The sequence below is a fragment of the Roseibium aestuarii genome (assembly GCF_008477545.1).
GTDB lineage: Bacteria > Pseudomonadota > Alphaproteobacteria > Rhizobiales > Stappiaceae > Roseibium > Roseibium aestuarii.
The window spans coordinates 588,606-611,301 of the sequence record NZ_VORA01000002.1 but is presented as its reverse complement, the minus strand read 5'-3'; the positions used below and the strand labels follow the sequence as shown (position 1 = coordinate 611,301).

Below are 22,696 nucleotides of genomic sequence, written 5' to 3'. Positions count from 1 at the left end.
CCTGCGGCTCAGTCGCAGGCCAGGCGGTAGCCGATGCCGCGGACGGTCTGGAGATAGAGCGGGTTTGCCGGGTCGGTCTCGATCTTGCGCCGCAGCCGGTTGATCTGCACGTCGACGGTCCGCTCGCCCATGGCGCCGTCGTCGCCGACGATCTTGTGGCGGGGCACGGTCGCGCCGGGTTGTTCGGCGAAGATGGTCAGGATCTGGCGTTCCCGGTCGGTCAGGCGCACCATGCTCTCCCCGTTCTTCAGCTCTCCGCGGGCGGGGCTGAAGACATAGGGGCCGAAGCGGATCTCGGTCTGGGGCGTGGTGCGCTTCGGTCCGCCGCGGCGCAGGATGGCGGAGATGCGCAGCATCAGCTCGCGCGGCTCGAAGGGTTTGGCCAGGTAGTCGTCGGCGCCGGCCTCGAGACCGGCAATCCGGTCGCCGGCTTCCGAGCGGGCGGTCAGCATGATGATCGGCACCTGCGAGGTCTGGCGCAGGTCCTCGGCGAGGGACAGTCCGGTCTCGCCGGGCATCATGATGTCGAGAATCAGCAGGTCGAAGCTCAGTCCTTCCATGAAGGCGCGGGCTTCCGCCGCATTGGCCGCCGAGGTTACGCGGAAGCCCTCGTCCATGAGCACGCGGCCGAGCAGATCACGGATCCGCTGATCGTCGTCCACAAGCAGGATATGGCTGGCGTTGTCGTCTGGTGGCATGGGCGGTCTGGTCACTTCCTGTCAGAATTCCTGTCCGGGTCGGCGCCCTCCGGGAGAGCCATGGTCGGTGCGACCGCAGCTGCCGACAGGGAACGAGCCGGACGGTCCGTGTTGTAGATCATCTCGGCGACGGCGTCGCGGGCGTCCTCGTCGATCATCGCATGGAGGAACTGGCGCACGATGTCGTCCGATCCTGGCGGAAGGGTGGCAAGCGCACGCGAAAGCCTCTCCGACTGGGGGGACGACAGGGAACGCGCCAGGGCATGGCCGGTCGGCGTCGTGTAAAGGAGCCGCTGACGGCGGTCGAGGGGCCCCGGTTTCTGGAGGATGAAGTCCTTGTCCACCAGCTGCTTCAGCACGCGGCCGAGGCTCTGCTTGGTGATGCGCAGGATGGCCAGAAGGTCGGTGACCATCATGCCCGGGTTGCGGTCGACGAAATGCAGCACCCGATGATGGGCGCGGCCGAAGTCGAAGGCGGCCAGCCGCTCGTCCGGATCGGAGGTGAAATCCCGATAGGCGTAGAAGAGCAGCTCGATCAGGTCGCAGTGGGGCGTGATCACGGGCTCGTCCGGATGAAGCTCCGGCCGGGTGAGCGGCGTCGCATCACCGTCCGGTGACGCAGGGGGATTCGCGGTTTTGAAATTTACGTCAGCCATATTGACTTATTTAAGGTCGATTGTTACTCCAAGTGCGCCCTGAACGAAATGTTTGATCGGGGGCGGGTCAATTTGCACTTGCCCAGAACCGAATCCAATCCTTCAATCGCGTCAGGCCACGATACCGACACTTGCTGCGCCGTGCAAAACCCCAGTTACCGTTTCGGGGTGCCGGATTTGCGCAGTTGACCGAGCGACAAGACCGGATCTGACCGGCAGGAGAGACGAGAATGGCAGGCGTGCCCTTTGATCAGCGCGATGGCGACATCTGGATGGACGGTGAGTTCGTTCCTTGGGCGGATGCGAAGCTCCATGTGCTGAGCCATGGTCTGCACTATGCCAGCTGCGTTTTCGAAGGCGAGCGCGCCTATGAGGGCGTGATCTTCAAGTCGGCCGAGCATACCACCCGTCTGCACGCGTCGGCCTCGGTTCTGGGCTTCAAGATCCCATTCACCGAAGCGGAGATCAATGCGGCCAAGGAAGCTGTCCTGAAGCGTCAGGGGCTGACCAACGCCTATATCCGTGCCTTCGCCTGGCGCGGCAGCGAGATGATGGGCGTTTCCGCCCAGCACAACACCATTCACACGGCCATCGCCGCCTGGGACTGGCCGAGCTACTTCAAGCCGGAAGAACGGCTGAAGGGCATCCGCCTCGACATGGCCGAGTATCGCCGCCCCGATCCGAAGACCGCGCCGTTCAAGGCCAAGGCCGCCGGTCTCTACATGATCTGCACCCTGTCCAAGCACGCGGCCGAAGCCAAGGGCTATGCGGATGCGCTGATGCTGGACTATCGCGGCCAGGTGGCCGAGGCGACCGGCGCCAATGTCTTCTTCGTCAAGGACGGCAAGATCCACACGCCGACCCCGGACTGCTTCCTGGATGGCATCACCCGTCGCACGGTGATCGGTCTTGCCCGGGACAAGGGGCTTGAGGTGATCGAGCGGGTCATCATGCCTGAGGAACTTGCGAGCTTCGAACAGTGTTTCCTCACCGGAACGGCGGCGGAAGTCACCCCGGTGTCCGAGGTCGGGCCCTATTCCTTCCAGGTTGGCGAGATCACCAAGACCCTCATGGAAGCCTATGACGCCAAGGTGCGCGCAGGCGCTCCGGTCGCGGCCTGAGGCTGTTTCCAGTTTCCAAATGCAAAAGGGGCGGTCCCGCGGGGCCGCCCCTTTTTGTTCGTCTGGCCCGCAGGTGGGGACCGTCAAGTCAATGAGCGCCGGAGGCCGGAGCGCCTTCGGACCGTGCGTCTTCGTCATGCTGGGCGTGGAACAGGCGACCGCGTTCGGCCAGCAGGACCAGAGCCAGACCCACGAGGCCATAGGCAAAGAAGCCCAGCCCCAGATAGGTGGTCGTTCCGTCGAAATGGTGGCCCATGTAGGCGCCGAGCATGGCGCCGCCCAGCGTGGTGGTGAAGCCGAGTACCGAGGAGGCGGTGCCGGCAATGTCGCCCAGCGGCTCCATGGCCATGGTGTTGAAGTTGGGGCCGATGAAGCCGAAGGAGGACATCAGCAGCGACATGATGATGACGAAGGCATAGACGTTGATCGTCTGGGCAAGGGAGAGCGCCAGCAGCAGCCCGCCGAGGAGGATGAACACTAGCGTCGCCACATGGGAGATGCGGCGCATGCCGTAGGTCGCCACCAGCCGGGAATTCATGAAGGAGGCGCCCGACATGGTCAGCGCGATGCCGGCGAAGACGACCGGGAACCAGACGCCCAGCCCGAACACGTCGACGAAGATCTGCTGGGACATGGTGATGAAGGAGAAGAGACCGCCGAAGACGAAGGTCATGGCCAGCATGTAGCCCAGGCTGACCCGGGTCGTGACCGTGCGGGCATAGGCGCTGGCGATGGAGCGGACGGCGAGGGGCTTGCGGTCTTCCCGAGCCAGCGTCTCCGGCAGGCGGACCCAGCACCAGACCAGCATGATCAGGCCTGCGCCCAGCAGCAGGGAGAAGATCCAGTGCCAGTTGCTGGCCAGCAGGACCACCTGTCCGATGGAGGGCGCGACGATGGGCACGGCCATGAAGATCATCATCACGAGGGACATGACCTGACCCATGCGGCGGCCGGAGAAGCAGTCGCGGACCACCGAGACGGCGATGACCCGTGTCGCGGCGCAGCCAATACCCTGCACGAGGCGGGCGAGAAGCAGCTGGTCGAGGGTCTCCGACATGAGGGAGCCGATGCTGGCGAGCGAATAGACCGCCAGGCCGCCCAGCAGGAGGGCGCGCCGGCCGAAGGCATCGGAAATCGGTCCGTAGAAGAGCTGCGCCACGCCGAAGCCGATCATGTAGGAAATCAGGATCTGCTGGCGGTCATTGGGATCGGCGATCGACAGGGCATCGCCGATCTCGGGCAGCGCCGGCAGCATCACGTCCATGGCCAGCGCATTGAGCGCCATGAGCGCCGCGATCATGATCACGAATTCGGCGAAAGGCAGGGCCAGCTTCGCGGCGGGCTGGGGAGCGGGCGCCCGTGCCGCAGGGGAGGTGGGAGACGTCATGAATGCTCCTGCATCAGCATCGGGGCGGCCGGTGGGCGCAGCGGAGCCCGGGGAGGAACCCGGGCGGTGGCTCGGGCAAGGGCATGCTGGCGCAAAGGGGTGGCGTCGCCCGCGATCGGGGGGATCTTCCGATTAACACAGTAGAACTACGTAAACCAGCGCGTTTCATCTGCGTCCGGTTCGAGATCCGCAGCCCTCAGCGCTGGTCCCAGCGTTCCGCATCCCGGTCGTCGACGGCCTTTGCCTCGACCCAGGTGCCGGACGATCCGTCGCGCAGATGCTCCTTCTTCCAGAAGGGGGCGCGGGTCTTGAGGAAGTCCATCAGGAAGTCGGCGGCCTCGAAGGCAGCGCGGCGATGACTGGAGGCGGCGACCACAAGCACGATCTGAGCCCCCGGCGCGATCTTGCCGTGGCGATGAATGACGGTCAGCCCGGTCAGCGGCCAGCGCTCCAGGGCCTGAGAGGCGATACGGCCGATTTCGGTCTCGGCCATGCCCGGATAATGTTCCAGCTCGAGTGCGGCCAGACGGCCCCCCTCATCCCGGCACAGGCCGACAAAACTCACCAGTGCGCCCACATCCTGCCGGCCCTGGCTCAGCCGGTCGCATTCCGCCGCCAGATCGAAATCTTCGCTCTGGACGAGAATGCGCGGTAGCACGGGCGAGAGGGGCGACAGGGGAGCGGTCACGGTTCAGCCTCCGGTCATCGGCGGGAAGAGGGCGAGTTCGGATGCGCCGGCGAGGGGCGTGTCGAGTTCCACATGCATCTGGTCCAGGGCCGCGCGCAGGGTCTCCCGATCCCCGAAGGCGAAGGCATAGGTCTCGTCGCGCCCGGCGAGATCATCGAGAAGCTCCGCGATCGTCGTGACGGAGGCAGGGATCTCGATCCGCTCTTCCTCCCGGCCGACCCGTTCGCGGATCGAGGCGAAATACTTGATCAGCATCGGTCTTCCTCTCCCGAAGCGGTGGTTCAGCTGTCCCGGTCGATCAGATGACCGATGCCGGCACGGAAATAGTCATAGCCCGTATATAGGGTCAGCACGGCCGCGAGCCAAAGGGCGATGAGGCCCGCCAGCACGGTGCCCGGAATGACAGCCTCCCCGGCAGGGCCTACCAGCAGCAAGGCGATTGCGACCAGCTGGACCGTGGTCTTCCACTTTGCCAGCTGGGTGACCGGCACACTGACCTGCAGTTCGGCCAGAAACTCGCGCAGGCCCGAGACGAGGATCTCGCGGCACAGGATGATGATGGCGGCAACCAGGGACCAGCCACCGATGGTGCCGTCGGAGGCAAGCATGAGAAGGCTGACGGAGACAAGCAGCTTGTCGGCAATGGGGTCCAGCATCCGGCCCAGGGAAGACTGCTGCTGCCAGGCGCGGGCGAGGTAACCGTCGAAGAAGTCGGTGATGGCCGCGACGACGAAGATCGCAAGCGCGATCCAGCGTGGCGTGTGTCCGGTGAAATAGAAGCAGGCCGACACCGCCGGGACGGCAACGATGCGCCCGTAGGTGAGAATGTTCGGCAGGCTGAGGACGACGTTTCTTTTCATGGAGACTTCTCGGGGAGCCTTCTCAAGGGGCCTTTCCGGGTGTCCGGGCCTGGCACATCGGTTCAGGCGGACACAAGCACGGGGGGAAGAGAGGTGTCAACGTCCGGCACGCGCGACACCGCGGGCCGACCCCGATCACCCGAAGATCGCATCACCCTGCTGGTCGATCAGCAGACGTGCCTTGCGCAGGGTGTGTTCGGCGGCCTCGTCACGGCTGCTCATGGTGTCGGCACGGATGAAGGTATGGCTGCGCGTCTCGCCATCGATCTCGCGCTCGATCCGTCCGGCGATCTGCCACTGGCTGCCGTTGCGCATGGGGGCGACGATGATGCGATAGCCCTCGTGCTCTACCGCCGTCTCGGGCTCGTCGCCACTGGTGGCAGGGGTGCTGGAGAACAAGCCCTTCAGAAGTTTGGTCAGCATCGCGTCGGTTTCCTCCTCACTGGTCCGCGGCGCGCGCGGCGCGGGACACGTGGCCTTTGGCCTCATGTATCGTGCCGGGGGCTCTCCCCGCAAGGCCGGTTGGGGCGGAAAATCCGGAGATGGCGCGGGGCGAGGCTCTGCTGCGGCCCGGTTTCACTTTGCCGGGCTGTATTCCACGGACATGGCCGGGCGGGGGGCGTCGTTGGCCGGCAGGATGTCGGGGAAGGGCGGCAGATCGTCTGCAAGCGTGTCCTCGAAGCCGGGCGCACGCATTTCTTCCGGGGCGAGCGGTCCGAGGGCGGAAAACAGCTCCTGCAGGTGGTCCTGATAGCGGCGCCAGCGGCCGATGGACGAGCGGAACATGGGCTTGCGGACCTGCACGTCGGAGAAGGTGTTGACCGGCGTGTCGCCCTCGTAGAAGGCGAGGCAAGCCTCCTCCCAGTCCAGACCGCACAGGTCGACGAGGCGGCGGCTCTCTTCTTCCTGGGCGTGGACGAGTTTCTCGTAGATCAGGCTGTGGGGCGGCTGCGGCAGCACCTTTTCCCAGTGGCTGACGAGGCGGGCATATTCCAGCACATATTCCCCGACCGTGCGCTCGTCGCGGGCATAGTTGTGGGCCTTGGACATGGCGTGGGTGAGAAGCGAGATGCAGATGTCGGCAGGGCTGCGCAGGGTGTGGATGAAGGTGGCCTTGGGGAAGATCAGCCGCATCAGCCACAGCATCTCGAAATTGTGCGGCATCTTGTCCGTGACCCGGCGGGCCCGGCGGTCGATTTGGTCCAGCTCCTTGAGATACCCGCGCGCAATGCGGCGATAATCGCCGGCATCCAGACTGCGCAGACGTTCTTCGAGCGCCGGGGAGGGCTGTCGCTTGAGGCCGAGATCGTCCTGAACCCGGCGGAAATAGGTCAGTTCGCCGCCGGCGGTCACATGGGAGTGGCGGGCGATGATCTGTTCGACCAGGGTGGTGCCGGAGCGGGGCATGCCGAAGATGAAGACAGGCTTGTCGCTGTCATCGGCGGCAAGGCTCTCGCGCTCGGCGAAGAAGTCGGGGGTGAAGACCTCGCGCAGGAAGGCCATGCGTTCCCGGTGCGCGCCCATGTCGAAGGGGTCGTAATGGGTGGCGCGGGCGGCGCGGAAGTGGTCGACGGCATGGGGCACGTCACCCAGGTCGCCATAGATCTTGGCGGCCGACCAGTTCAGCGCGGCAGCATCCTCGGGCCCGGGGCCCGGGGTCGCGGCCAGTCGGGCCTCGATGTCATCGAGAAAGGCGGGACGGGTCTTGTGAGAGCGATGGAAGGCGAGACGCTGATAGGCGGTGGGCGCTTCGCTGTCGACGGCAACGGCGTGCTCGTAGAAGCCATAGGAGGCGTCGATGTTGCCGAGGGAGACTTCCAGATGTCCCAGTCCGATGAGGGCGTGACCGTGTTCCGGGTCGAGCTTCAGGGCCTTCTCGAAGCTGGCGCGGGCCATCACGGGCTTGCGCTTCAGCCGATAGACCTCGCCGAGCTGTGCATGGAGTTCCGCCATTCGGGGCGCCAGGGCAACGGCCTTTTGCAGCGCGCTCTGGGCTTCGTCCAGATCGCCGGCATGCATCAGGGAGATGCCGAGAAGCTGGAAGATCTGAGGATGCTTCTTGGCGCGGCTGGCAGCGATCTGGAAGTGCTGGATGGCCGCTCCGAGATGTCCGGCCTGGTGGGCGATGATCCCGAGCGTGAAATGCGCCTGCGGATGTCTGGGGTCGAGTTCCAGCACCTGCCTGAAAAGCTCTGCGGCCTCGTCAATACGTCCGGCATGCTGAAGGGCAAGAGCCTGCTCCGCCAGCCGTTGGATAGGGGTCGTCATCGATTAGCCGTCACAGGTTCGGGGGCACGCGGACGCAGTAGCGCACTCAGTCTGTAAACGCTAGCGTTTACATTCTGTCATAATTGAGGCGTAAATGTGTCCAAATTGTGATTAAGTGTACAGAGGTGTCGACTGTGATGTTGGGGAACTGAATTAGTTTATTGAAATTACTGACAATATGAAGGCCTGATCATTCGATCGGCGTCGGCGGTCACAATCTGTTGAGACCGCGGTGAGATCGCGCCCGGTGATAGACCAAGGAGCACGACCAACCTGCGGCGTCATGTCCCACTGCCAAGTTTACCGCCCGAGATCCCGGCGGGTCCAGTGATTGCGGCAGAGCGACACGTAGGTCTCGTTGCCCCCGATCACGACCTGCTCTCCCTCTTCCACAATGGCGCCGGAGGCGTCGAGACGGGCGACCATGGTGGCCTTGCGGCCGCACCAGCAGATCGTCTTGATCTCCTTCAGATTGTCCGCGAGTGCGAGCAGGGCCGCGCTGCCCGGGAAGAGCTTTCCTTGAAAGTCGGTGCGCAGGCCATAGCACATGACCGGGATCTCCAGATCATCGGCGACGCGCGCAAGCTGGCGCACCTGCTCCTCGGTCAGGAACTGGGCCTCGTCCACGAAGACCGCATCGAGGCGTCGGGCGGTGTGGGCCGTCTCCACGTGGGCGAGGAGATCGTCCTTCGTATGGAAGACATCGGCCTCCGCCGACAGGCCGATGCGCGAGCCGATGCGGCCCTTGCCGGCGCGATCATCAAAGGCTGCAATGAGGAGCAGGGTGGTCATGCCCCGTTCCTGGTAGTTGTAGGCCGCCTGGAGCAGGGTCGTCGACTTGCCGGCGTTCATGGTGGAGTAGTTGAAGTAGAGCTTGCCCATCGACCTGTTCGTTCACTGACTCGGAGACTGGCCCGAAGTCTTGACCGCAGGCGGGTTCAGCTCAACGCTCTTGTGCCGGTTATGCAGGGATTAATGCGGGGGATCGCGCCGCTTTCAGCGGGGAAGCAGCAGATCCATCACCAGCGGCACATGATCGGACCCGATGTCCGGCCCGATGCCGACCTGCCGGATGGCGACGGGAGCGGAGACGGCCACGTGATCGACGGTGGCCCCCAGCAGCCAGCGCAGGTGCCAGTTGTAGAAGAAGCGGGTCGTCTGGGGGAAACCGCCGGGGAAGCGGGTGCCGAGCTTGAACCGGGTCAGGAACTCCCCGAAGCGAGTGGACCAGGGGGCGGTGTTCCAGTCGCCGATCACCGCCAGAGGGAGCGCCTCACCCAAACCGGACCGCTTGCGGCGCTTGGCGACTTCCCGGCCCACCATGGACAGATAGCGCCCGCGATCGGCATGCTGGATCTTGGAGCGCGGGCTTTCCGGATGCACGGCCACGATGGTGAGGCCCGGGCTGGACCCTGTCTGTGTCGTAGCCGATTCCTGTGCTCCCGCCGGGTTGACCCGGAAGGAAAGGATTTCGCGCGGGTCATCGCTCCAGATGGTGGTGGCGATGCTGCTGACGGTCTCCTCGCGCACGTCGTCCAGCGGGTAGCGGGAGAAGACGGTGATGTCGCCAAGCGCGCCGGAATGGCGGAATTGCGGATAGGGGCCGACCCCGGCGATGTCTGCCGTGCCGGTGCTGGCGGCCAGGGTCTCGGCCTGGGCCTGCCAGGCGGTTTCCTGAAGGATCAGCACATCGGGCCGGGCCTCCGTCAGGAAAGCGGTCAGGGCCTCGCCACGCAGATCGGTGCGTTCCAGGTTGATGGAGACGACGCGAAGCGGCACGCCTGCCCCCTCGGAGATCTCCGGGGCGGCTGAGGGCAGGGCGAGAAGGCGCAGGCCCATGGCGACGCCCAGGGAAAAGGCCGGCAGGCTGAGGGCCAGAAGGCCAAGCCGGTAGACCCGGGGGAAGCGATGGGGGGCGAGCTGGCCGATCAGGCCGCAGGCGATGGCCGCGAGACCGAGGGCCAGAAGCTGGGGCTGGAAGAAGCCGAGATTGTCGAAGAGCCACTTGCGCGGCCAGACCATGGGGGCGATGCCCAGCAAGCTGACGGCGACGCCGCCCAGAATGGCGATCCAGGCGGCCTGTGCGAAGCAGGCACCCAGAAAGGACTGTGCAGGGCGGGGGGCGTGATCGCGCGGCATCGGCTTCCGGCTTCGGCTGAGGGGCGGCAGGGGGAGGGCATGCAAGGCAGGCGCCGGTGAAACGGTGAGGCCGGAGGAGGAGAGAGGCCCTCTCCGGCAGACCCGTTTCTATCACAGGCACGCTGGGCTTGTCCCCCGTTGCGTCACCCGCCCGGGGCGGGGGTCCCGGGCCAGCCGGGTCTCCGCGTGGATCGGGGCCTATTCGTGGAAATGATCGTAGACCAGCCGCGCGATGGCCTCCGAAATGCCGGGCACGGCGGCCAGATCCTCGATGCCGGCCTTGGACACCGCCTTGGCCGTGCCGAAGTGGCGCAGCAGCGCCCGCTTGCGCGTGGGACCGATGCCGGCGATGTCGTCGAGCGGGTTCTTCGTGATGTCCTTCTTGCGGCGCGCCCGGTGCGAGCCGATGGCAAAGCGGTGGGCCTCGTCACGCAGGCGCTGGACGAAATAGAGCACCGGATCGCGTTCCGGCAGCATGAAGCTGTCACGGCCGGGGATGAAGAATTTCTCGCGGCCGGCGTCCCGGTCGGGGCCCTTTGCGATGCCGACGAGGGGCACATTGGTGATGCCCAGTTCGGTCAGGGTGTCGCGCGCCGCATTGAGCTGGCCGAGGCCGCCGTCGATGAAGACCAGATCCGGCCAGGCGGGGATCTCCACCATGGAGGCGGGCACGCCGGTCTCGTCCTCTTCCGCCTCGGGTGCCTGATCATCACGTACCTCCGCAGGCGCGGGGGCCTCGTCGGCGTGCTCCTTCAGCAGGCGCGAGAAGCGGCGGGTCAGGACTTCGCGCATCATGCCGTAGTCGTCGCCGGGGACCACGTCTTCCGACTTGATGTTGAACTTGCGGTAATGGGCCTTGGCGAAGCCTTCCGGTCCGGCGACGATCATGCCGCCGACCGCGTTCGTCCCCATGATATGGGAATTGTCATAGACCTCGATGCGGCGCGGGGTGCGGGGCAGGTCGAAGGCCTCGGCCACCCCTTCCAGCAGACGGGTCTGGCTGGAGGTCTCGGCAAGCCGCCGTCCCAGCGCCTCGCGGGCATTGGTCAGGGCATGTTCGACCAGCTCGCGCTTTTCGCCCCGCTTCGGGGTCTGGACCACCACCTTGCGCTCCGTGCGCTCCGACAGGGCATCGGCGAGGAGGTCCTGTTCCTCCAGATCGTGGGAAAGCAGGATCAGACGCGGTGCGGGCTTGTCATCATAGAACTGGGCGATGAAGCTTTCCAGAACCGCCGGTTCTTCAAGGGTCCGGTCGGCCTTGGGGTAATAGGCGCGGTTGCCCCAGTTCTGGCCCGTGCGGAAGAAGAACACCTGGATGCAGGTCTGCCCGCCGTCCTGATGGATGGCGAAGACATCCGCTTCCTCGACGGTCTGGGGGTTGATCCCCTGGCTGGACTGGATGTGGGACAGGGCGGCCAGCCGGTCGCGGCAGATTGCGGCGCGCTCGAAGTCCAGCACCTCGGACGCGGCTTCCATCTGGCGGGCGAGCTCGGTCTTGATCAGCTGGCTGCGGCCGGAGAGGAAGGCCTTGGCCTCGGCCACGAGTCCGGCATAGTCCTGCGGGTCGATCTCGTTGGTGCAGGGACCGGCGCAGCGCTTGATCTGGTAGAGCAGGCAGGGGCGGGACCGGTTCTCGTAATAGCTTTCGGTGCAGTTGCGGATCAGGAACGCCTTCTGCAGGGCGTTGATGGTACGGTCCACCGCGCCGGCGGAGGCGAAGGGGCCGAAATAGTCGCCCTTGCGCTTGCGCGCGCCGCGATGCTTCACGATGGCCGGTGCCTCGTGATCGCCGGTGATCAGGATGTAGGGGAAGGACTTGTCGTCGCGCAGCAGCACGTTGAAGCGTGGCCGCAGGCGCTTGATCAGGTTCGCCTCCAGCAGCAGCGCCTCTGCCTCCGTCCGGGTGACGACGAATTCCATCGACGCGGTGGAGAGGATCATCCGCATGATGCGGTTGGACTGGCCCTGAAGGCGGGTGTAGCTGGTCACCCGCTTCTTGAGGCTGCGGGCCTTGCCCACATAGAGCACGTCACCATTCTCGTCGATCATGCGATAGACGCCCGGCCCCATGGGCAGACGCTTCACTTGATCCGCGATGACTTCGACCCCCTTCGGCATGGGCGCCGGTGCTTCCGTGCCTGTCACGCTGGCGGTCTGGGCCGTGGCGACGGGTGTGCCGTCAGCCGCAGCTGGCGTCGAGGGGGCGGGCGTCGCGGTGGGGTCTGTGTCTTGCGTCATGCTGCTTCTTGAGGGAGCGTTTCGTCTGCTCCTCATATGGGGTCGGGGCGCTCGGCCCCAAGTCGGCCCGGAGACGGGCAGGGCGGCTTCTCTCAAGTCTAGACGATTCCGCCGGCCACATCGGAGCCTTGCGTGCAGATCCCGGGCTTATTCCCCAACGTCGACCACGTCGGGGGTGCGCCAGGCCAGATGCTGGCCGCCATCGAGGGCGATCATCTGACCGGTGATGGAGCGGCATTCCCAGAGATAGAGCACGGTGCGGGCAAATTCCTCGGGCGCGGGTCCGTGTTCCAGCAGGACAGAACGTGTCTGACGGGCAAATTCCGCTTCCGACTGGCGCTCATTGCGGAAGCTCGGGCCCGGGCCGACGCCATTGACCCGGATGCGTGGAGCCAGTGCCTGGGCCATGCGCCGGGTCGCATCCCACAGGGCGCCCTTGGAGATGGAATAGGTCAGGGCCTGGGGGGTGAGTTTCCAGACCCGTTGATCGATCAGATTGACGATCAGCCCGTCCCGGCCGTCCGGCAGGGCTTCGGACATGAGCTGGGCCAGGAGCAGCGGCGCGCGCACATGAATGGCCATGTGCCGGTTGAAGAGGTCGTCTGAAAGGCTGCCCATGCCGTCATCCTCGAAGATCGAGGCGTTGTTGACGAGCACATCTATGGGACCAAGCGCCTGCGTGATGCCGGCCATCAGACCGGGGAGGGTGGCGCTGTCGGTCAGATCGGCGATCACGGTCTTGCAGCGGCAACCGGCTTCGCCCAGGTCCCTCGCCAGGATCTCGACACGGTCCGCCCCTTCATGAGCATGAAGGGCCAGGGACCAGCCGGCCTGCGCCAGGCCCCGCGCGATCACGGATCCGATGCGGCTGGAGGCGCCGGTGACAAGGGCAGTTGCGGGGCGGGACGTGGTCACGAAAGGATCCTTCAGCGAGCTGCGGGGAGGCGGCACTCGTCCCGGAAACGGTGGATGCCAGCGGAGAGCGGGCGCGCGGGATCCCGCGCAGCCCTGATTCTCATACGCTGGCGGTTGCCGTCCGGTTTACACGGCTCCGGCGTCAGGAGCCTTGAGATGCCTCAGGAGGACAGTCCCATGGCATAGACCGCGAAGATATAGCCCGCATAGGCGGCGCAGAGGAGGAGCCCGGTGACCTTGCCGAGGCAGACCCGCCACTTGGCCAGAGCCAGCAGCAGCACCGCACAGCCAAGCATGACCCAGACGTCGAAGTTCAGGATCTCTGCGGGCACCTCGATCGGCACGATGGCCGAGGTGATGCCCATGATGGCCAGAAGATTGAAGACGTTGGAGCCGATCACGTTGCCGATGGCAACCGCGCCATGCTGACGGATGGCGGCCATGACCGTGGTTGCAAGTTCGGGAAGGGAGGTGCCGAGGGCAATGACGGTCAGCGCGATCACCGCGTCGCTCACGCCCCAGGCCTGGGCGATGCCGGTGGCGCCATCGATGGTGAACTGGGCTGCCAGGGGCAGACCCACCAGACCGATGAGGATATAGGCGATCGCAAGAAGGGTGTTTTCCGGAACGCCCTCGACGTCCTCGATATCGTCGACCGAGGAGGCGCCGTCGCAGCAGCTGGCCGCGGCACCGTCCTTGAGGTCCTTGCGATGACGACGGGTGGCACGGGCGGAGTCCAGCAGGAAAAGGGCCAGCAGGCCCAGAAGCACCAGCCCGGAGAGCAGGCCCAGGGTTCCGGTGGAGGCGAGTGCGATGAAGATTACCGTAACCGCTACCATGAAGACCGCGTTGCGCGTGGCCCCGTCTTCGCCGCAGGGAGTGGCCGCAATCAGGGCCGGAAGGCCGAGCACGGCCAGCACGTTGGCGATGTTGGAGCCGACCACGTTGCCCACGGCGATGCCACCGGCATTCTCGAGGGCGGCGCCCAGGGAGATGACGAGCTCCGGCGCCGAGGTGCCAAAGGCGACGATGGTGAGACCGATGACCAGATTGGGAATGCCGAGCCGTTTGGCGATCGAGACGGAGCCGCGTACGAGCAGGTCACCTGCGATGATCAATGCCACAAGGCCGCCTGCGAGGCTCACATAGTCTAGAAGCATTCCTGGTTCCGGTTCCGTCTTGACGAGATGGGGGCGGACGCGTCCGCGCGACTGGCGCCTTATACGCAATAGAAGTGGGAAGGGAAAGGCGCGGGACAAGGGGGCAGCCGGGCAAGATAGGCAGGTTTTTCCCGTTGTTTCCTCGCAACTTGCGAAAGTTAACCCGCCATTCACCGTGCCGGCGAATGACCACAATTCATCATTAAAATTCCTCAATCTCTGTGAGGATCCGCCACAAAGACCCTCCATATGTCGAACCTGGGTGAGGATGGGGACAAGCCAGATGGCTGTCCCGTCTCGACTGAACAAAGTACATCTGGAGTATCCATCATGAAGCGTCTTGCCCTTGCAGGATTGACCGTTGCCGTCGCCAGCCTGAGCGTTCCGGCGCTGGCCGCCGATCTGCCCTATCCGAGCGAACCGGCACCGTCCTACTCTGATCCGGTTCCGGCCGCCCGTTTCGACTGGAACGGCGCCTATGCCGGTGGCAACCTCGGCTGGGGCTGGGGTAACTTCGACAACAGCGGCGCAGCCGACACCGAGGGCAATGGGGTCCAGGGTGGCGTGCATGCCGGTTACAACTACATGATCACGCCGAACGTGCTGGCCGGTGTCGAAGCTGACTTCCAGCTGTCCGACCTGAACGACACCGCGACCTCTGGTGGCGTGACCGCTGAGACCAGCTCCGACTGGAACGCCAGCGTCCGCGGCCGTCTGGGCTACACCTTCGACCGCTTCATGGTCTACGGTGCCGGTGGTCTGGCGATCGCCGACCAGTCCCTGAAGGTCGGTGGCAACTCGGCCGACACCACCGCCGTGGGCTGGACCCTGGGCGCCGGTGTTGAAGGCGCCGTCACCAACAACGTGACCGCCCGCGTCGAATACGTGCACCAGGACTTCGGCTCCGAAGACTTCAACATCTCCGGCACCAGCTACAAGTCCGAAATGGACGACGACATCGTCCGCGCCGGCGTCAGCTACAAGTTCTGATCCGTCGGACCTGCGGAGGGCCTCCTCCGTCAGATGTGAAATTGCAGGGCCCGGTGCGCAAGCGCCGGGCCTTGTTACATTCAGATACAGAAAGCCGCTCTGTCCGAACCTCGGGGGATGCTAGTAAATTTCCGCAGGATGACGACGCGAAAACGGCGCTTAAGTGTTTTCGCAGGTAAACTGTGTTTCTGGCTGTGTGTCTGGCGGACATGGATGATGACGGATCACCCCTGATTGTCCTCCATGGAAGTGCCGGGCTTGGGCGCGCGGGTGAAACGGACTGATGGAGATCCCTCCGGCGTCACAGGACGCGGGAGGGCGCATGGGAGACGGGTATGCGGTTTCTGGCGAGGGGGCTTGTTGGCCTCATCCTGCTTGCGATCACGGTGGGGGCGGTCGGTTTCGGCGTCTGGCGGCTGGTTGACACCCTGTCGGTCGAGGAAACCCGGCGCCGTCCGCCTGTCGAGGAGCGGTCCTACTCGGTGAACGTGGCGCGGCTGGAGCCGGAGACCGTGGTGCCGGTGACCGTTGTCTACGGCCAGATCCGCAGCTGGCGCAATCTCGAGGTCCGCGCCAGTTCCGAAGGACGTCTGGTCGAGGTCTCGCAGACCTTCCGCGATGGGGAGGCGGTCAGGGCCGGGGACCTTCTGCTGAAAATCGATCCGGCCGATGCCCAGTCCGGCCTGCTGGATGCCAAGGCAGCGCTCGCCGATGCGGAAGCTCAGAAGGCCGAGGCGGAAGAGGCCATCGGTGCGGCGGAGCAGGAGCTGGAGGCCGCGCGCAAGCAGCTCGAGTTGCGGCGCAGCTCTCTCGACCGCCAGCGGCAGCTTCTCGACCGGGGTTATGCGACCATGGTTCAGGTGGAGCAGGAAGAGCTGTCGCTTGCGGCCATCGAGCAGTCGCTGGGCAGCCGGCTTCAATCCATCATCACTGCCCGCAAGAAGATCGAACGCATGGAGCTGAACGTGGAGCGGGCGCGGATCACCCTGCGCGACGCGGAACGGACGCTCGAGGACACGGAATTGCGTGCGCCGTTCGCCGGCACGCTGGATCAGGTGGATGCCACGCTCGGCCGGCGGGTGGGGACCAATGATGCGCTGGCGGTGCTCATCGACCCCACCGCGCTCGAGGCGAGCTTCACCCTGTCGACTGCGGAATTCTCGCGTTTTCTCGATGATGCCGGCCGCCTGATCAAGGCGCCGGTGAAGGTGGAGCTGGATCTCGGCGGACGCGCGATTACCGTTACCGGGCATCTGGACCGGGCGGCCGCCCGAGTGGCGGAGGGCGATGCGGGCCGTCAGCTCTTTGCAACGCTCGAGGTGGGCGAGGCAACGATCCTGCGTCCCGGCGACTTTGTGACCTTGCGGGTGGAAGAACCGACCCTGACCAATGTGGCCCGTGTTCCGGCCGCGGCCGTGAATGCGGCCGGCGAAATGCTGCTGCTCGACGCGGATCAGCGTCTTGAGGAGCACAAGGCGCGGATCCTGCGCCGTCTCGGCGACGAGATCGTCCTGGCGGACGTGCCCTTCGGCCGCAGCTACGTGACCGAGCGGCTGCCGCAGCTGGGGGCGGGGCTGAAGGTCTCGCCGCGCGGCGCCGATGCCGGGTCTGCTCCCGAAGGGCAGGACGGTCAGGGCCGTCGACCGGTGGCCGAGAGCGGTGGCGGCGCGCAGGAGCTTGTCGCTCTTGATCCCGCACGGCGGGAGGCGCTGATTGCCAAGGTCAACAGCCGCCCCATTCCCGACGAGCGAAAGGCCGAGATCCTCGGCATCCTGAAAGGGGACAGCGTGCCGCGCAGCCTGATCGACAGGCTGGAGAACGGCGGACGCGGGCAGCGCGGCTAGGGAGAGCAGCATGCAAGGGTCCAAAGCCTGGTCCGGCCTTCTCGACTACATGGTCAACCACCGCACGGCGGCAAATCTGCTCCTGTGCATCATGCTCTTCGGCGGCATTGCCGCCGGCCTCAACATCCGCACCCAGTATTTTCCGGACATCGTCCGCGAGCAGGTGAATGTCACCGTGACCTGGCCAGGCGCCGGGCCCGAAGACATGGACCGGGCGGTGGTCGAGATCCTGGGGCCGCAGCTTCTGAGCGTCGACGGGGTGAGCGAAGCGTCCTCCGTGGCCCGTGAGGGCCGTGCCACCCTCGAGCTCGAGTTCGAGGCCAACTGGGACATGGGCAAGGCCACCGACGAGGTGAAGGCGCTTGTCGATCAGGCCAAGAGCAACCTGCCGGAAGGGGTGGATGAACCTCGCGTGACCCGGTCCAACTTCCGCGACCGGGTGACCAACGTGGTCATCTACGGACCTATCGACGAGGATCAGCTGTCGCGCTTCGCCGAGGACCTTCAGACCCGGCTGTTCCAGAAGGGCGTGACGCGCGTGTCGATTTCCGGCACGGCGGACCCGGTGATCCGGGTCACCGCCAGCGAGGGGCGGCTCATCCGTCATGACCTGCAGCTGAGCGATCTGGCCGAGGCGCTGAAGCGGGAAATGGACACGACGCCTGCGGGCGAGATCAACAATGGCGGGGCACGTCTGCGCACCGGCAACGAGCGGCGCACGGAGGAAGAGCTCGGCAATATTGTTGTGAAGACGCCTGCGCAGGGCGAGAAGCTGCTGCTGCGGGATGTGGCAACCCTTGAAACCGAAGGGGTCGAGGCCGGACGGGCCTTCTACCACAAGGGCATGCCGGCCGTGGTGCTGCGGATCGACCGGAACGCGACCGGCGACACGATCAGCCTGCAGCGGCAGGTGGAGGCGACCGTTGCCGAGTTCCAGTCCACTCTGCCCAAGGGCACGGTGGCCCAGCTGACCGAAACCCGGTCGCAAGGGATCATCGACCGGCTGAACATCCTCATCGAAAACGGTATCTTCGGCCTGCTCCTGGTGCTGGGCTTCCTCTTCCTGTTCCTGTCCGCTCGCACGGCCTTCTGGGTTGCCATGGGCATTCCCGTCGCCATGGCGGCCACCGTGGGACTGATGTTCGCCTTTGGCCTCACGCTCAACATGATCTCGGTCTTCGCCCTGATCATCTGTCTGGGCATCGTGGTGGATGACGCCATCGTCGTGGGTGAACATGCGGATTTCCTTGCCCGGCGCGGCTATTCGCCGGCCCAGGCGGCAGCTCTCTCGGCGCGGCGCATGGCCCTGCCGGTCTTCAGTGCCTCCATCACCACGGTGATCGCCTTTTCGGGACTGACGACCATCGGCGGCTTCTTCGGCACCATGATTGCGTCCATTCCCTGGGTGGTGTCCGTGGTGCTCGTGGCCAGTCTGGTGGAGAGCTTCCTCATCCTGCCAGCCCACATGCGCCACGCGCTTGCCGCACCCCACAAGACCAGCTGGTATGATCTGCCGAACAAGCTCTTCAACATCGGCTTTGCCTGGTTCCTGCGCCGGCTTTTCCGCCCCTTCATGGGGCTGGTAATCGGCCTGCGTTATCCGGTGATGGGGTTTGCGATCATGGGCCTACTGCTCACTTCGCTGCTCTATTTCAACGGCACCGTTCAGTGGCGGTTCTTCAATGCACCGGAGCGGGGCGTGATCTCGGCCAATATCGCGATGCTGCCCGGGGCGACGCGCGCTGACACCGAGGCCATGATTGCCGAGATGCAGCGGGCGCTCGACAAGGTCGACGCGGACTATGCGCAGGCCCATGGCGCGGCGCCCGTGATCTTCTCGCTGGCCACGGTTGGCGGCAACGAAGGGCGCGGTCTGCAGGTGGCCGACAGCAAGGACACGGATCAGCTCGGTGGCTTTTCCATCGAGCTGATCGATCCGGACCTGCGCGATTATTCCGCCTTCCAGTTCATCGGGGACTGGCAGAAGGAGATCCGCCGCTCCCCCCTGCTGGAGACGCTGGCCCTGCGCGGTGAACGCTCCGGGCCGGGGGGCGATGCCATCGACGTGGAGCTTTATGGCCCGTCGACGGAGACCCTGAAGGAGGCGGCAGAATATCTGAAGCAGGCGCTCGCCGGCTATGAAGGCGTCAGCGGTCTGGAAGACACGCTGTCCTATGACAAGACCGAGCTGAACCTGACGCTGACGCCGCGGGGCGAGGCGCTGGGCTTCACCACGGACAGCGTTGCTCGGGTGCTGCGGGACCGACTGTCGGGCATCGAGGTGGCCGAGTTTCCGGTGGGCCGTCGGACGGCGACCGTGAAGGTCAGCCTGCCGGACGAGGAGACCGACAGCGCCTTCATCTACGAAACGCGGGTGCGCACGCCTGCCGGAACCTATGTGGCGTTGAGCGAAATCGTCAATGTGGACAGTTCCTTCGGTTTTGCATCCGTGCGCCGGCAGAACGGTCTGCGGACGCTGAAGGTCACGGGCAGCGTGTCCGAGGATGATCCCGAGGCCGCAAACCGCATTCTCTCCCGCCTGGAAGACACCCTGTTGCCGGAGGTGAAGGCGCGGTTCGACGTGGACAGCGCGGTGCGTGGCCTGGCGGAACAGGAGCGGGATTTCCTGTCCGATGCTCTTCTCGGCTTCGGTCTGTGCCTGGGCGGCATCTATCTGACGCTCGCCTGGGTCTTCGCCTCCTGGACCCGTCCCATCGTTGTCATCCTGATCATTCCCTTCGGCAGTATGGGGATGCTCTGGGGCCATTATTGGCACGGGTTGCCGCTGAGCATGTTCTCCATTGTCGGCTTCATCGGAATGGCAGGCATCATCATCAATGACAGCATCGTGCTGGTGACGACGATCGATGAATATGCCCGCACCCGGCCGTTCCTGTCGGCCGTGGTCGAAGGGGTCTGCGACCGTCTGCGCGCGGTGATCCTGACGTCGGCCACCACGGTCTTCGGACTGGCGCCACTGCTCTTCGAGACGAGCCGGCAGGCGCAGTTCCTGCTGCCCACGGTGATCACGCTCGCCTATGGCCTGGGGTTCGGTCTCTTCCTCGTCATTCTGGTCACGCCGGCGGTGCTGGCCATCCAGAACGACATCGGCGGGCTGATGCGCACCGGGCGTCGGCTGGCACGGGTGCCTTTCGGGCGGCGCAAGGGGCTCGGCCGCCCGGCGCGCCCCCTCGACCAGCCGGCGGAATAGGCATTCGGGCACGGCAGGTCCAAGACAAAAGGGGCGGATCCGCAAGGATCCGCCCCTTTGTCATGTCGGGTGGTGCGCCCGCTCCTCAGGCAAGCGGTTCGGCGATGCCGCTGACCGGCTGCGGCGCGACGGCGGAGGCGCCGAAGGATGGCACGGCCGCTTCGAAACTGGCAAGCCAGGCGACGAGGCGCGGATAGCTCTCGCGCCAGGCGCCGGCAAAACGAACATCCAGATAGCCAAGGGCGCAGGCAAGCGCGATGGTGCCGACCGTGGCATCGGTTTCTGCGGTCAGGTTGGCGGGCGGGGAGGCTTCCAGCGCCGTCAGGGCGCGGGTGACCTTGGCCGCCTGATAGTTGGTCCAGTCATCGAAGCGCTTGTCTTCCGGGCGGAAACGCTTCTCGTAGACCTGCAGGATGCCAGCATCCATGATGCCATCGGCGAGCGCCTGAAGGGCCAGAACGGGGAAGCGTGCCTCGCCCACCGGCAGGATGCGGTTGCCGCCGGCGCGATGGTCGAGATACTCCAGAATGACGCGGCTGTCGTAGAGCACGGTCCCGTCTTCCAGGATGAGCGCCGGGATCTTGCCGAGCGGATTCTGCTGGCGGATGCTGTCGGACGGATCCGCTGTCTTTGTCTCTTCGATCTGCAGCAGCGGCTTGAGGTTCAGGATGGCCGCGGCAATCTTGACCTTGCGGCCAAAGGGAGAGGCGGCGGACGAGCGCAGGACGAGCATGTTTCGAAAAAACCTCTGATCTGGTCGTGGGGGGCTGGGACGCTGACGCCCGGAGAAGCTCCGGGCGCGACAGGATTTTAGATGCGTGCGGATGACGGGCGGCGGGGGCCGGCCGGCTGGCGGGCCGAAGCGAATCCCGCCGCAGCGCCCCTGTCAGTCCGGACGGACCGTCTGGCAGTGGCGGCCATAGACCCGCCAGTCGTCATTGGACGGCAGGCAGGCTTCGACGCCCCAGGAGATGCCGAGGAAACCGGCATTCTGTTCCACCATGTAATAGGCGGTGAGGGGCTGATCGGATGTGGTCAGCACGCGCACGCTGCAATAGCGGCGGGTCAGCTCGCTCGGGTCGCCGTTGTCCAGCGCCAGTTCATAGGCACTTTCGAAACCGACGAGACGGTCGGTGCCGTTGTAGAGGCTCTCGGCGCGGTCGAGCTGGGTCTTTACCCGGGTGAGCACGGAAGCATTGTCGCAGGCCGGAAGGGGGCCGGAAAAGCCGAAGGCGCTTGCCGGTGCGGTCTGGGCCAGGCTGGCCATGGCGAGGGCGCCGACAGCGGCGACCAGGGACAGTGCTGCGGAACGGCGGGTGGCAAAGGATTTCATGAACATCGAGGGGCTCCAGGCGGGCCGTCCCGGACAGGGGGGTGCGGCAGGGCCCTGCCGTCCGGGCGAACGCATGAGGAAAGCCGTCGTGTCCGGAGGGCCGGGCGCGACAGGTGTGAAACTGCCGACACGATGGCGCAGCTTGTCAGGCGGGTCAAGCCAAAGCCGCGCCGGGCTCCTGCGGAATAAGGCAGAGTTCGGCCTGCAAGGACACTCGCAGGCCGAGGGCCGTCATTCGGGAATGATCTGCTCGACGCTCCAGCCCGCATCCGGGGTGTTGCGCAGGATCTCGCAGAGTTCGGGCAGGAGGTCGCGCATCTCGTCGCCAAGGGTGAAGGGGGGATTGATGAGGGTCATGCCCGATCCCATCATCGCCGTGTCCTGGGCGCTGCGGGCAATACGCAGCTCAAGCTGCAGCACGTCCCGGATGCCGGCGTCCTTGAAGTCCTGGTGCATCCGGTTGATGGCCCTGCGGTCCTTCAGCGGATACCAGATGGCAAAGGTGCCGCCGGCCCACTTGCTCCATCCCTTGATGACGGCCTTCGCAATCTGCTCGAACTCGTCCGTCTTTTCGAAGGGCGGATCGATGATCACGAAGCCGCGCTTTTCCTTGGGCGGCAGGAAGCCACCCATGGCAAGCCAGGCATCCAGATGGATGGTCTTGACCTGATGGTCCCCGGCAAAGAGATCGGACAGGGTCTTGAAATCGGCAGGGTGCAGCTCCGTCAGGGTCAGCCGGTCCTGAGGGCGCATCATCTGGCGGGCGAGGAGCGGGGAACCCGGGTAGATCCGCAAGGTCCCGTCCGGATTTTCGGCGCGCACCACGTCGAGCCAGGGGGCCAGGATCTCGCGGGCGCGGGGCGAGAGATCGGCGGCCAGAACCTTGCCGATGCCCTGCTGCCATTCTCCGGTCTTCAGGGTTTCCTCCGACCCCAGATCATAGCGGCCGATGCCGGCATGGGTGTCGAGGATGCGGAAGGCCTTGTCCTTCTTCTGGAAATGCAGGATCAGGCGGGCAAGCACTGCGTGCTTGAGCACATCACCGATGTTTCCCACGTGATAGGCGTGACGATAGTTCATCCAGGTGTCCTTTCGGCGCCGCCATCCTGCGGGCCAGACGGTCTGTCCGGGGCTTGCGGCCTCCGGGGCCGCGCCTGAAGCCAGAGCACGGCGCGGGTTTCGTTGGGT

Annotated in this window: 20 protein-coding genes; 4 read left to right on the top strand and 16 right to left on the bottom strand. The window is 65.4% G+C overall.

What is annotated here, in order from left to right; all coding sequences use genetic code 11:
• Positions 1–8 precede the first annotated feature (8 nt).
• Both FR728_RS11310 and FR728_RS11305 read right to left on the bottom strand, forming a co-directional pair.
• Positions 9–698, bottom strand: a complete 690-nt coding sequence (locus FR728_RS11310) for a response regulator (RefSeq protein WP_149892762.1) — start codon at positions 696–698, stop codon at positions 9–11.
• 11 nt (positions 699–709) lie between these two features.
• Complete coding sequence (locus tag FR728_RS11305) at positions 710–1,258, bottom strand: MarR family winged helix-turn-helix transcriptional regulator (protein ID WP_341872931.1); 549 nt, start codon at positions 1,256–1,258, stop codon at positions 710–712.
• Positions 1,259–1,584: 326 nt separating this feature from the next.
• Between FR728_RS11305 and FR728_RS11300 the strand changes: the two genes are divergently transcribed.
• Positions 1,585–2,475: a branched-chain amino acid aminotransferase gene (locus FR728_RS11300; RefSeq protein ID WP_149892760.1), complete on the top strand. Its 891-nt coding sequence runs from the start codon at positions 1,585–1,587 to the stop codon at positions 2,473–2,475.
• Between the two features lie 88 nt (positions 2,476–2,563).
• Here the strand turns inward: FR728_RS11300 and FR728_RS11295 are convergent, their stop codons facing one another.
• The 11 genes from FR728_RS11295 to FR728_RS11245 form a co-directional block, all read right to left on the bottom strand.
• Positions 2,564–3,862 (bottom strand): multidrug effflux MFS transporter, encoded by a 1,299-nt coding sequence (locus tag FR728_RS11295; protein ID WP_149892759.1) that lies wholly within the window; start codon positions 3,860–3,862, stop codon positions 2,564–2,566.
• A 196-nt stretch (positions 3,863–4,058) separates the two neighbouring features.
• Positions 4,059–4,550 carry a molybdenum cofactor biosynthesis protein MoaE gene (locus FR728_RS11290; protein WP_244304554.1) on the bottom strand — a complete coding sequence of 164 codons (492 nt, stop codon included), beginning with the start codon at positions 4,548–4,550 and terminating at the stop codon, positions 4,059–4,061.
• Between the two features lie 3 nt (positions 4,551–4,553).
• Positions 4,554–4,805 carry a molybdopterin converting factor subunit 1 gene (gene moaD / locus FR728_RS11285; RefSeq protein ID WP_149892758.1) on the bottom strand — a complete coding sequence of 84 codons (252 nt, stop codon included), beginning with the start codon at positions 4,803–4,805 and terminating at the stop codon, positions 4,554–4,556.
• A 26-nt stretch (positions 4,806–4,831) separates the two neighbouring features.
• Positions 4,832–5,410, bottom strand: a complete 579-nt coding sequence (gene pgsA, locus FR728_RS11280; RefSeq protein WP_149892757.1) for a CDP-diacylglycerol--glycerol-3-phosphate 3-phosphatidyltransferase — start codon at positions 5,408–5,410, stop codon at positions 4,832–4,834.
• Between the two features lie 135 nt (positions 5,411–5,545).
• A complete protein-coding gene (locus tag FR728_RS11275) occupies positions 5,546–5,833 on the bottom strand; it encodes an HlyU family transcriptional regulator (protein ID WP_149892756.1) in 288 nt (95 codons plus the stop codon).
• 153 nt (positions 5,834–5,986) lie between these two features.
• The gene (locus tag FR728_RS11270) at positions 5,987–7,678 is read right to left on the bottom strand and encodes a tetratricopeptide repeat-containing sulfotransferase family protein (protein WP_149892755.1); all 1,692 of its coding nucleotides are present in this window, start codon (positions 7,676–7,678) and stop codon (positions 5,987–5,989) included.
• 300 nt (positions 7,679–7,978) lie between these two features.
• Positions 7,979–8,560: a thymidine kinase gene (locus FR728_RS11265; protein ID WP_149892754.1), complete on the bottom strand. Its 582-nt coding sequence runs from the start codon at positions 8,558–8,560 to the stop codon at positions 7,979–7,981.
• Positions 8,561–8,674: 114 nt separating this feature from the next.
• A complete protein-coding gene (locus tag FR728_RS11260) occupies positions 8,675–9,817 on the bottom strand; it encodes an endonuclease/exonuclease/phosphatase family protein (RefSeq protein WP_149892753.1) in 1,143 nt (380 codons plus the stop codon).
• Positions 9,818–10,015: 198 nt separating this feature from the next.
• Complete coding sequence (gene uvrC / locus FR728_RS11255) at positions 10,016–11,935, bottom strand: excinuclease ABC subunit UvrC (RefSeq protein ID WP_149893114.1); 1,920 nt, start codon at positions 11,933–11,935, stop codon at positions 10,016–10,018.
• A gap of 267 nt (positions 11,936–12,202) precedes the next feature.
• Entirely contained in the window at positions 12,203–12,970 is a 768-nt protein-coding gene (locus FR728_RS11250) for an SDR family oxidoreductase (protein WP_149892752.1), read from the bottom strand.
• A 161-nt stretch (positions 12,971–13,131) separates the two neighbouring features.
• On the bottom strand, positions 13,132–14,130 hold the full coding sequence (locus tag FR728_RS11245; RefSeq protein ID WP_149892751.1) for a calcium/sodium antiporter: 999 nt from the start codon (positions 14,128–14,130) through the stop codon (positions 13,132–13,134).
• Positions 14,131–14,460: 330 nt separating this feature from the next.
• Between FR728_RS11245 and FR728_RS11240 the strand changes: the two genes are divergently transcribed.
• The 3 genes from FR728_RS11240 to FR728_RS11230 all read left to right on the top strand — a co-directional run bounded on the left by FR728_RS11240 (position 14,461) and on the right by FR728_RS11230 (position 20,175).
• The gene (locus FR728_RS11240) at positions 14,461–15,120 is read left to right on the top strand and encodes an outer membrane protein (RefSeq protein WP_149892750.1); all 660 of its coding nucleotides are present in this window, start codon (positions 14,461–14,463) and stop codon (positions 15,118–15,120) included.
• A gap of 335 nt (positions 15,121–15,455) precedes the next feature.
• Complete coding sequence (locus tag FR728_RS11235) at positions 15,456–16,964, top strand: efflux RND transporter periplasmic adaptor subunit (protein WP_149892749.1); 1,509 nt, start codon at positions 15,456–15,458, stop codon at positions 16,962–16,964.
• A gap of 10 nt (positions 16,965–16,974) precedes the next feature.
• Entirely contained in the window at positions 16,975–20,175 is a 3,201-nt protein-coding gene (locus FR728_RS11230; protein ID WP_149892748.1) for an efflux RND transporter permease subunit, read from the top strand.
• 85 nt (positions 20,176–20,260) lie between these two features.
• Here FR728_RS11230 and FR728_RS11225 read toward each other — a convergent pair whose 3' ends face one another.
• The 3 genes from FR728_RS11225 to FR728_RS11215 form a co-directional block, all read right to left on the bottom strand.
• A complete protein-coding gene (locus tag FR728_RS11225; protein ID WP_149892747.1) occupies positions 20,261–20,908 on the bottom strand; it encodes a glutathione S-transferase family protein in 648 nt (215 codons plus the stop codon).
• Positions 20,909–21,061: 153 nt separating this feature from the next.
• Positions 21,062–21,514 (bottom strand): cytoplasmic protein, encoded by a 453-nt coding sequence (locus tag FR728_RS11220; RefSeq protein ID WP_149892746.1) that lies wholly within the window; start codon positions 21,512–21,514, stop codon positions 21,062–21,064.
• Positions 21,515–21,739: 225 nt separating this feature from the next.
• Complete coding sequence (locus FR728_RS11215; RefSeq protein ID WP_149892745.1) at positions 21,740–22,588, bottom strand: 23S rRNA (adenine(2030)-N(6))-methyltransferase RlmJ; 849 nt, start codon at positions 22,586–22,588, stop codon at positions 21,740–21,742.
• Positions 22,589–22,696 lie beyond the last annotated feature (108 nt).

What these genes read in the sequence shown, in the direction of transcription:
- moaD (WP_149892758.1), bottom strand. Translation starts at nt 4,805, where the DNA reads ATGCTGATCAAGTATTTCGCCTCGATCCGCGAACGGGTCGGCCGGGAG.
- FR728_RS11245 (WP_149892751.1), bottom strand. Translation starts at nt 14,130, where the DNA reads ATGCTTCTAGACTATGTGAGCCTCGCAGGCGGCCTTGTGGCATTGATC.
- FR728_RS11215 (WP_149892745.1), bottom strand. Translation starts at nt 22,588, where the DNA reads ATGAACTATCGTCACGCCTATCACGTGGGAAACATCGGTGATGTGCTC.
- FR728_RS11310 (WP_149892762.1), bottom strand. Translation starts at nt 698, where the DNA reads ATGCCACCAGACGACAACGCCAGCCATATCCTGCTTGTGGACGACGAT.
- FR728_RS11300 (WP_149892760.1), top strand. Translation starts at nt 1,585, where the DNA reads ATGGCAGGCGTGCCCTTTGATCAGCGCGATGGCGACATCTGGATGGAC.
- FR728_RS11235 (WP_149892749.1), top strand. Translation starts at nt 15,456, where the DNA reads ATGCGGTTTCTGGCGAGGGGGCTTGTTGGCCTCATCCTGCTTGCGATC.
- FR728_RS11220 (WP_149892746.1), bottom strand. Translation starts at nt 21,514, where the DNA reads ATGTTCATGAAATCCTTTGCCACCCGCCGTTCCGCAGCACTGTCCCTG.
- FR728_RS11265 (WP_149892754.1), bottom strand. Translation starts at nt 8,560, where the DNA reads ATGGGCAAGCTCTACTTCAACTACTCCACCATGAACGCCGGCAAGTCG.
- uvrC (WP_149893114.1), bottom strand. Translation starts at nt 11,935, where the DNA reads ATGCCGAAGGGGGTCGAAGTCATCGCGGATCAAGTGAAGCGTCTGCCC.
- FR728_RS11295 (WP_149892759.1), bottom strand. Translation starts at nt 3,862, where the DNA reads ATGACGTCTCCCACCTCCCCTGCGGCACGGGCGCCCGCTCCCCAGCCC.
- FR728_RS11230 (WP_149892748.1), top strand. Translation starts at nt 16,975, where the DNA reads ATGCAAGGGTCCAAAGCCTGGTCCGGCCTTCTCGACTACATGGTCAAC.
- FR728_RS11260 (WP_149892753.1), bottom strand. Translation starts at nt 9,817, where the DNA reads ATGCCGCGCGATCACGCCCCCCGCCCTGCACAGTCCTTTCTGGGTGCC.
- pgsA (WP_149892757.1), bottom strand. Translation starts at nt 5,410, where the DNA reads ATGAAAAGAAACGTCGTCCTCAGCCTGCCGAACATTCTCACCTACGGG.
- FR728_RS11270 (WP_149892755.1), bottom strand. Translation starts at nt 7,678, where the DNA reads ATGACGACCCCTATCCAACGGCTGGCGGAGCAGGCTCTTGCCCTTCAG.
- FR728_RS11275 (WP_149892756.1), bottom strand. Translation starts at nt 5,833, where the DNA reads ATGCTGACCAAACTTCTGAAGGGCTTGTTCTCCAGCACCCCTGCCACC.
- FR728_RS11240 (WP_149892750.1), top strand. Translation starts at nt 14,461, where the DNA reads ATGAAGCGTCTTGCCCTTGCAGGATTGACCGTTGCCGTCGCCAGCCTG.
- FR728_RS11225 (WP_149892747.1), bottom strand. Translation starts at nt 20,908, where the DNA reads ATGCTCGTCCTGCGCTCGTCCGCCGCCTCTCCCTTTGGCCGCAAGGTC.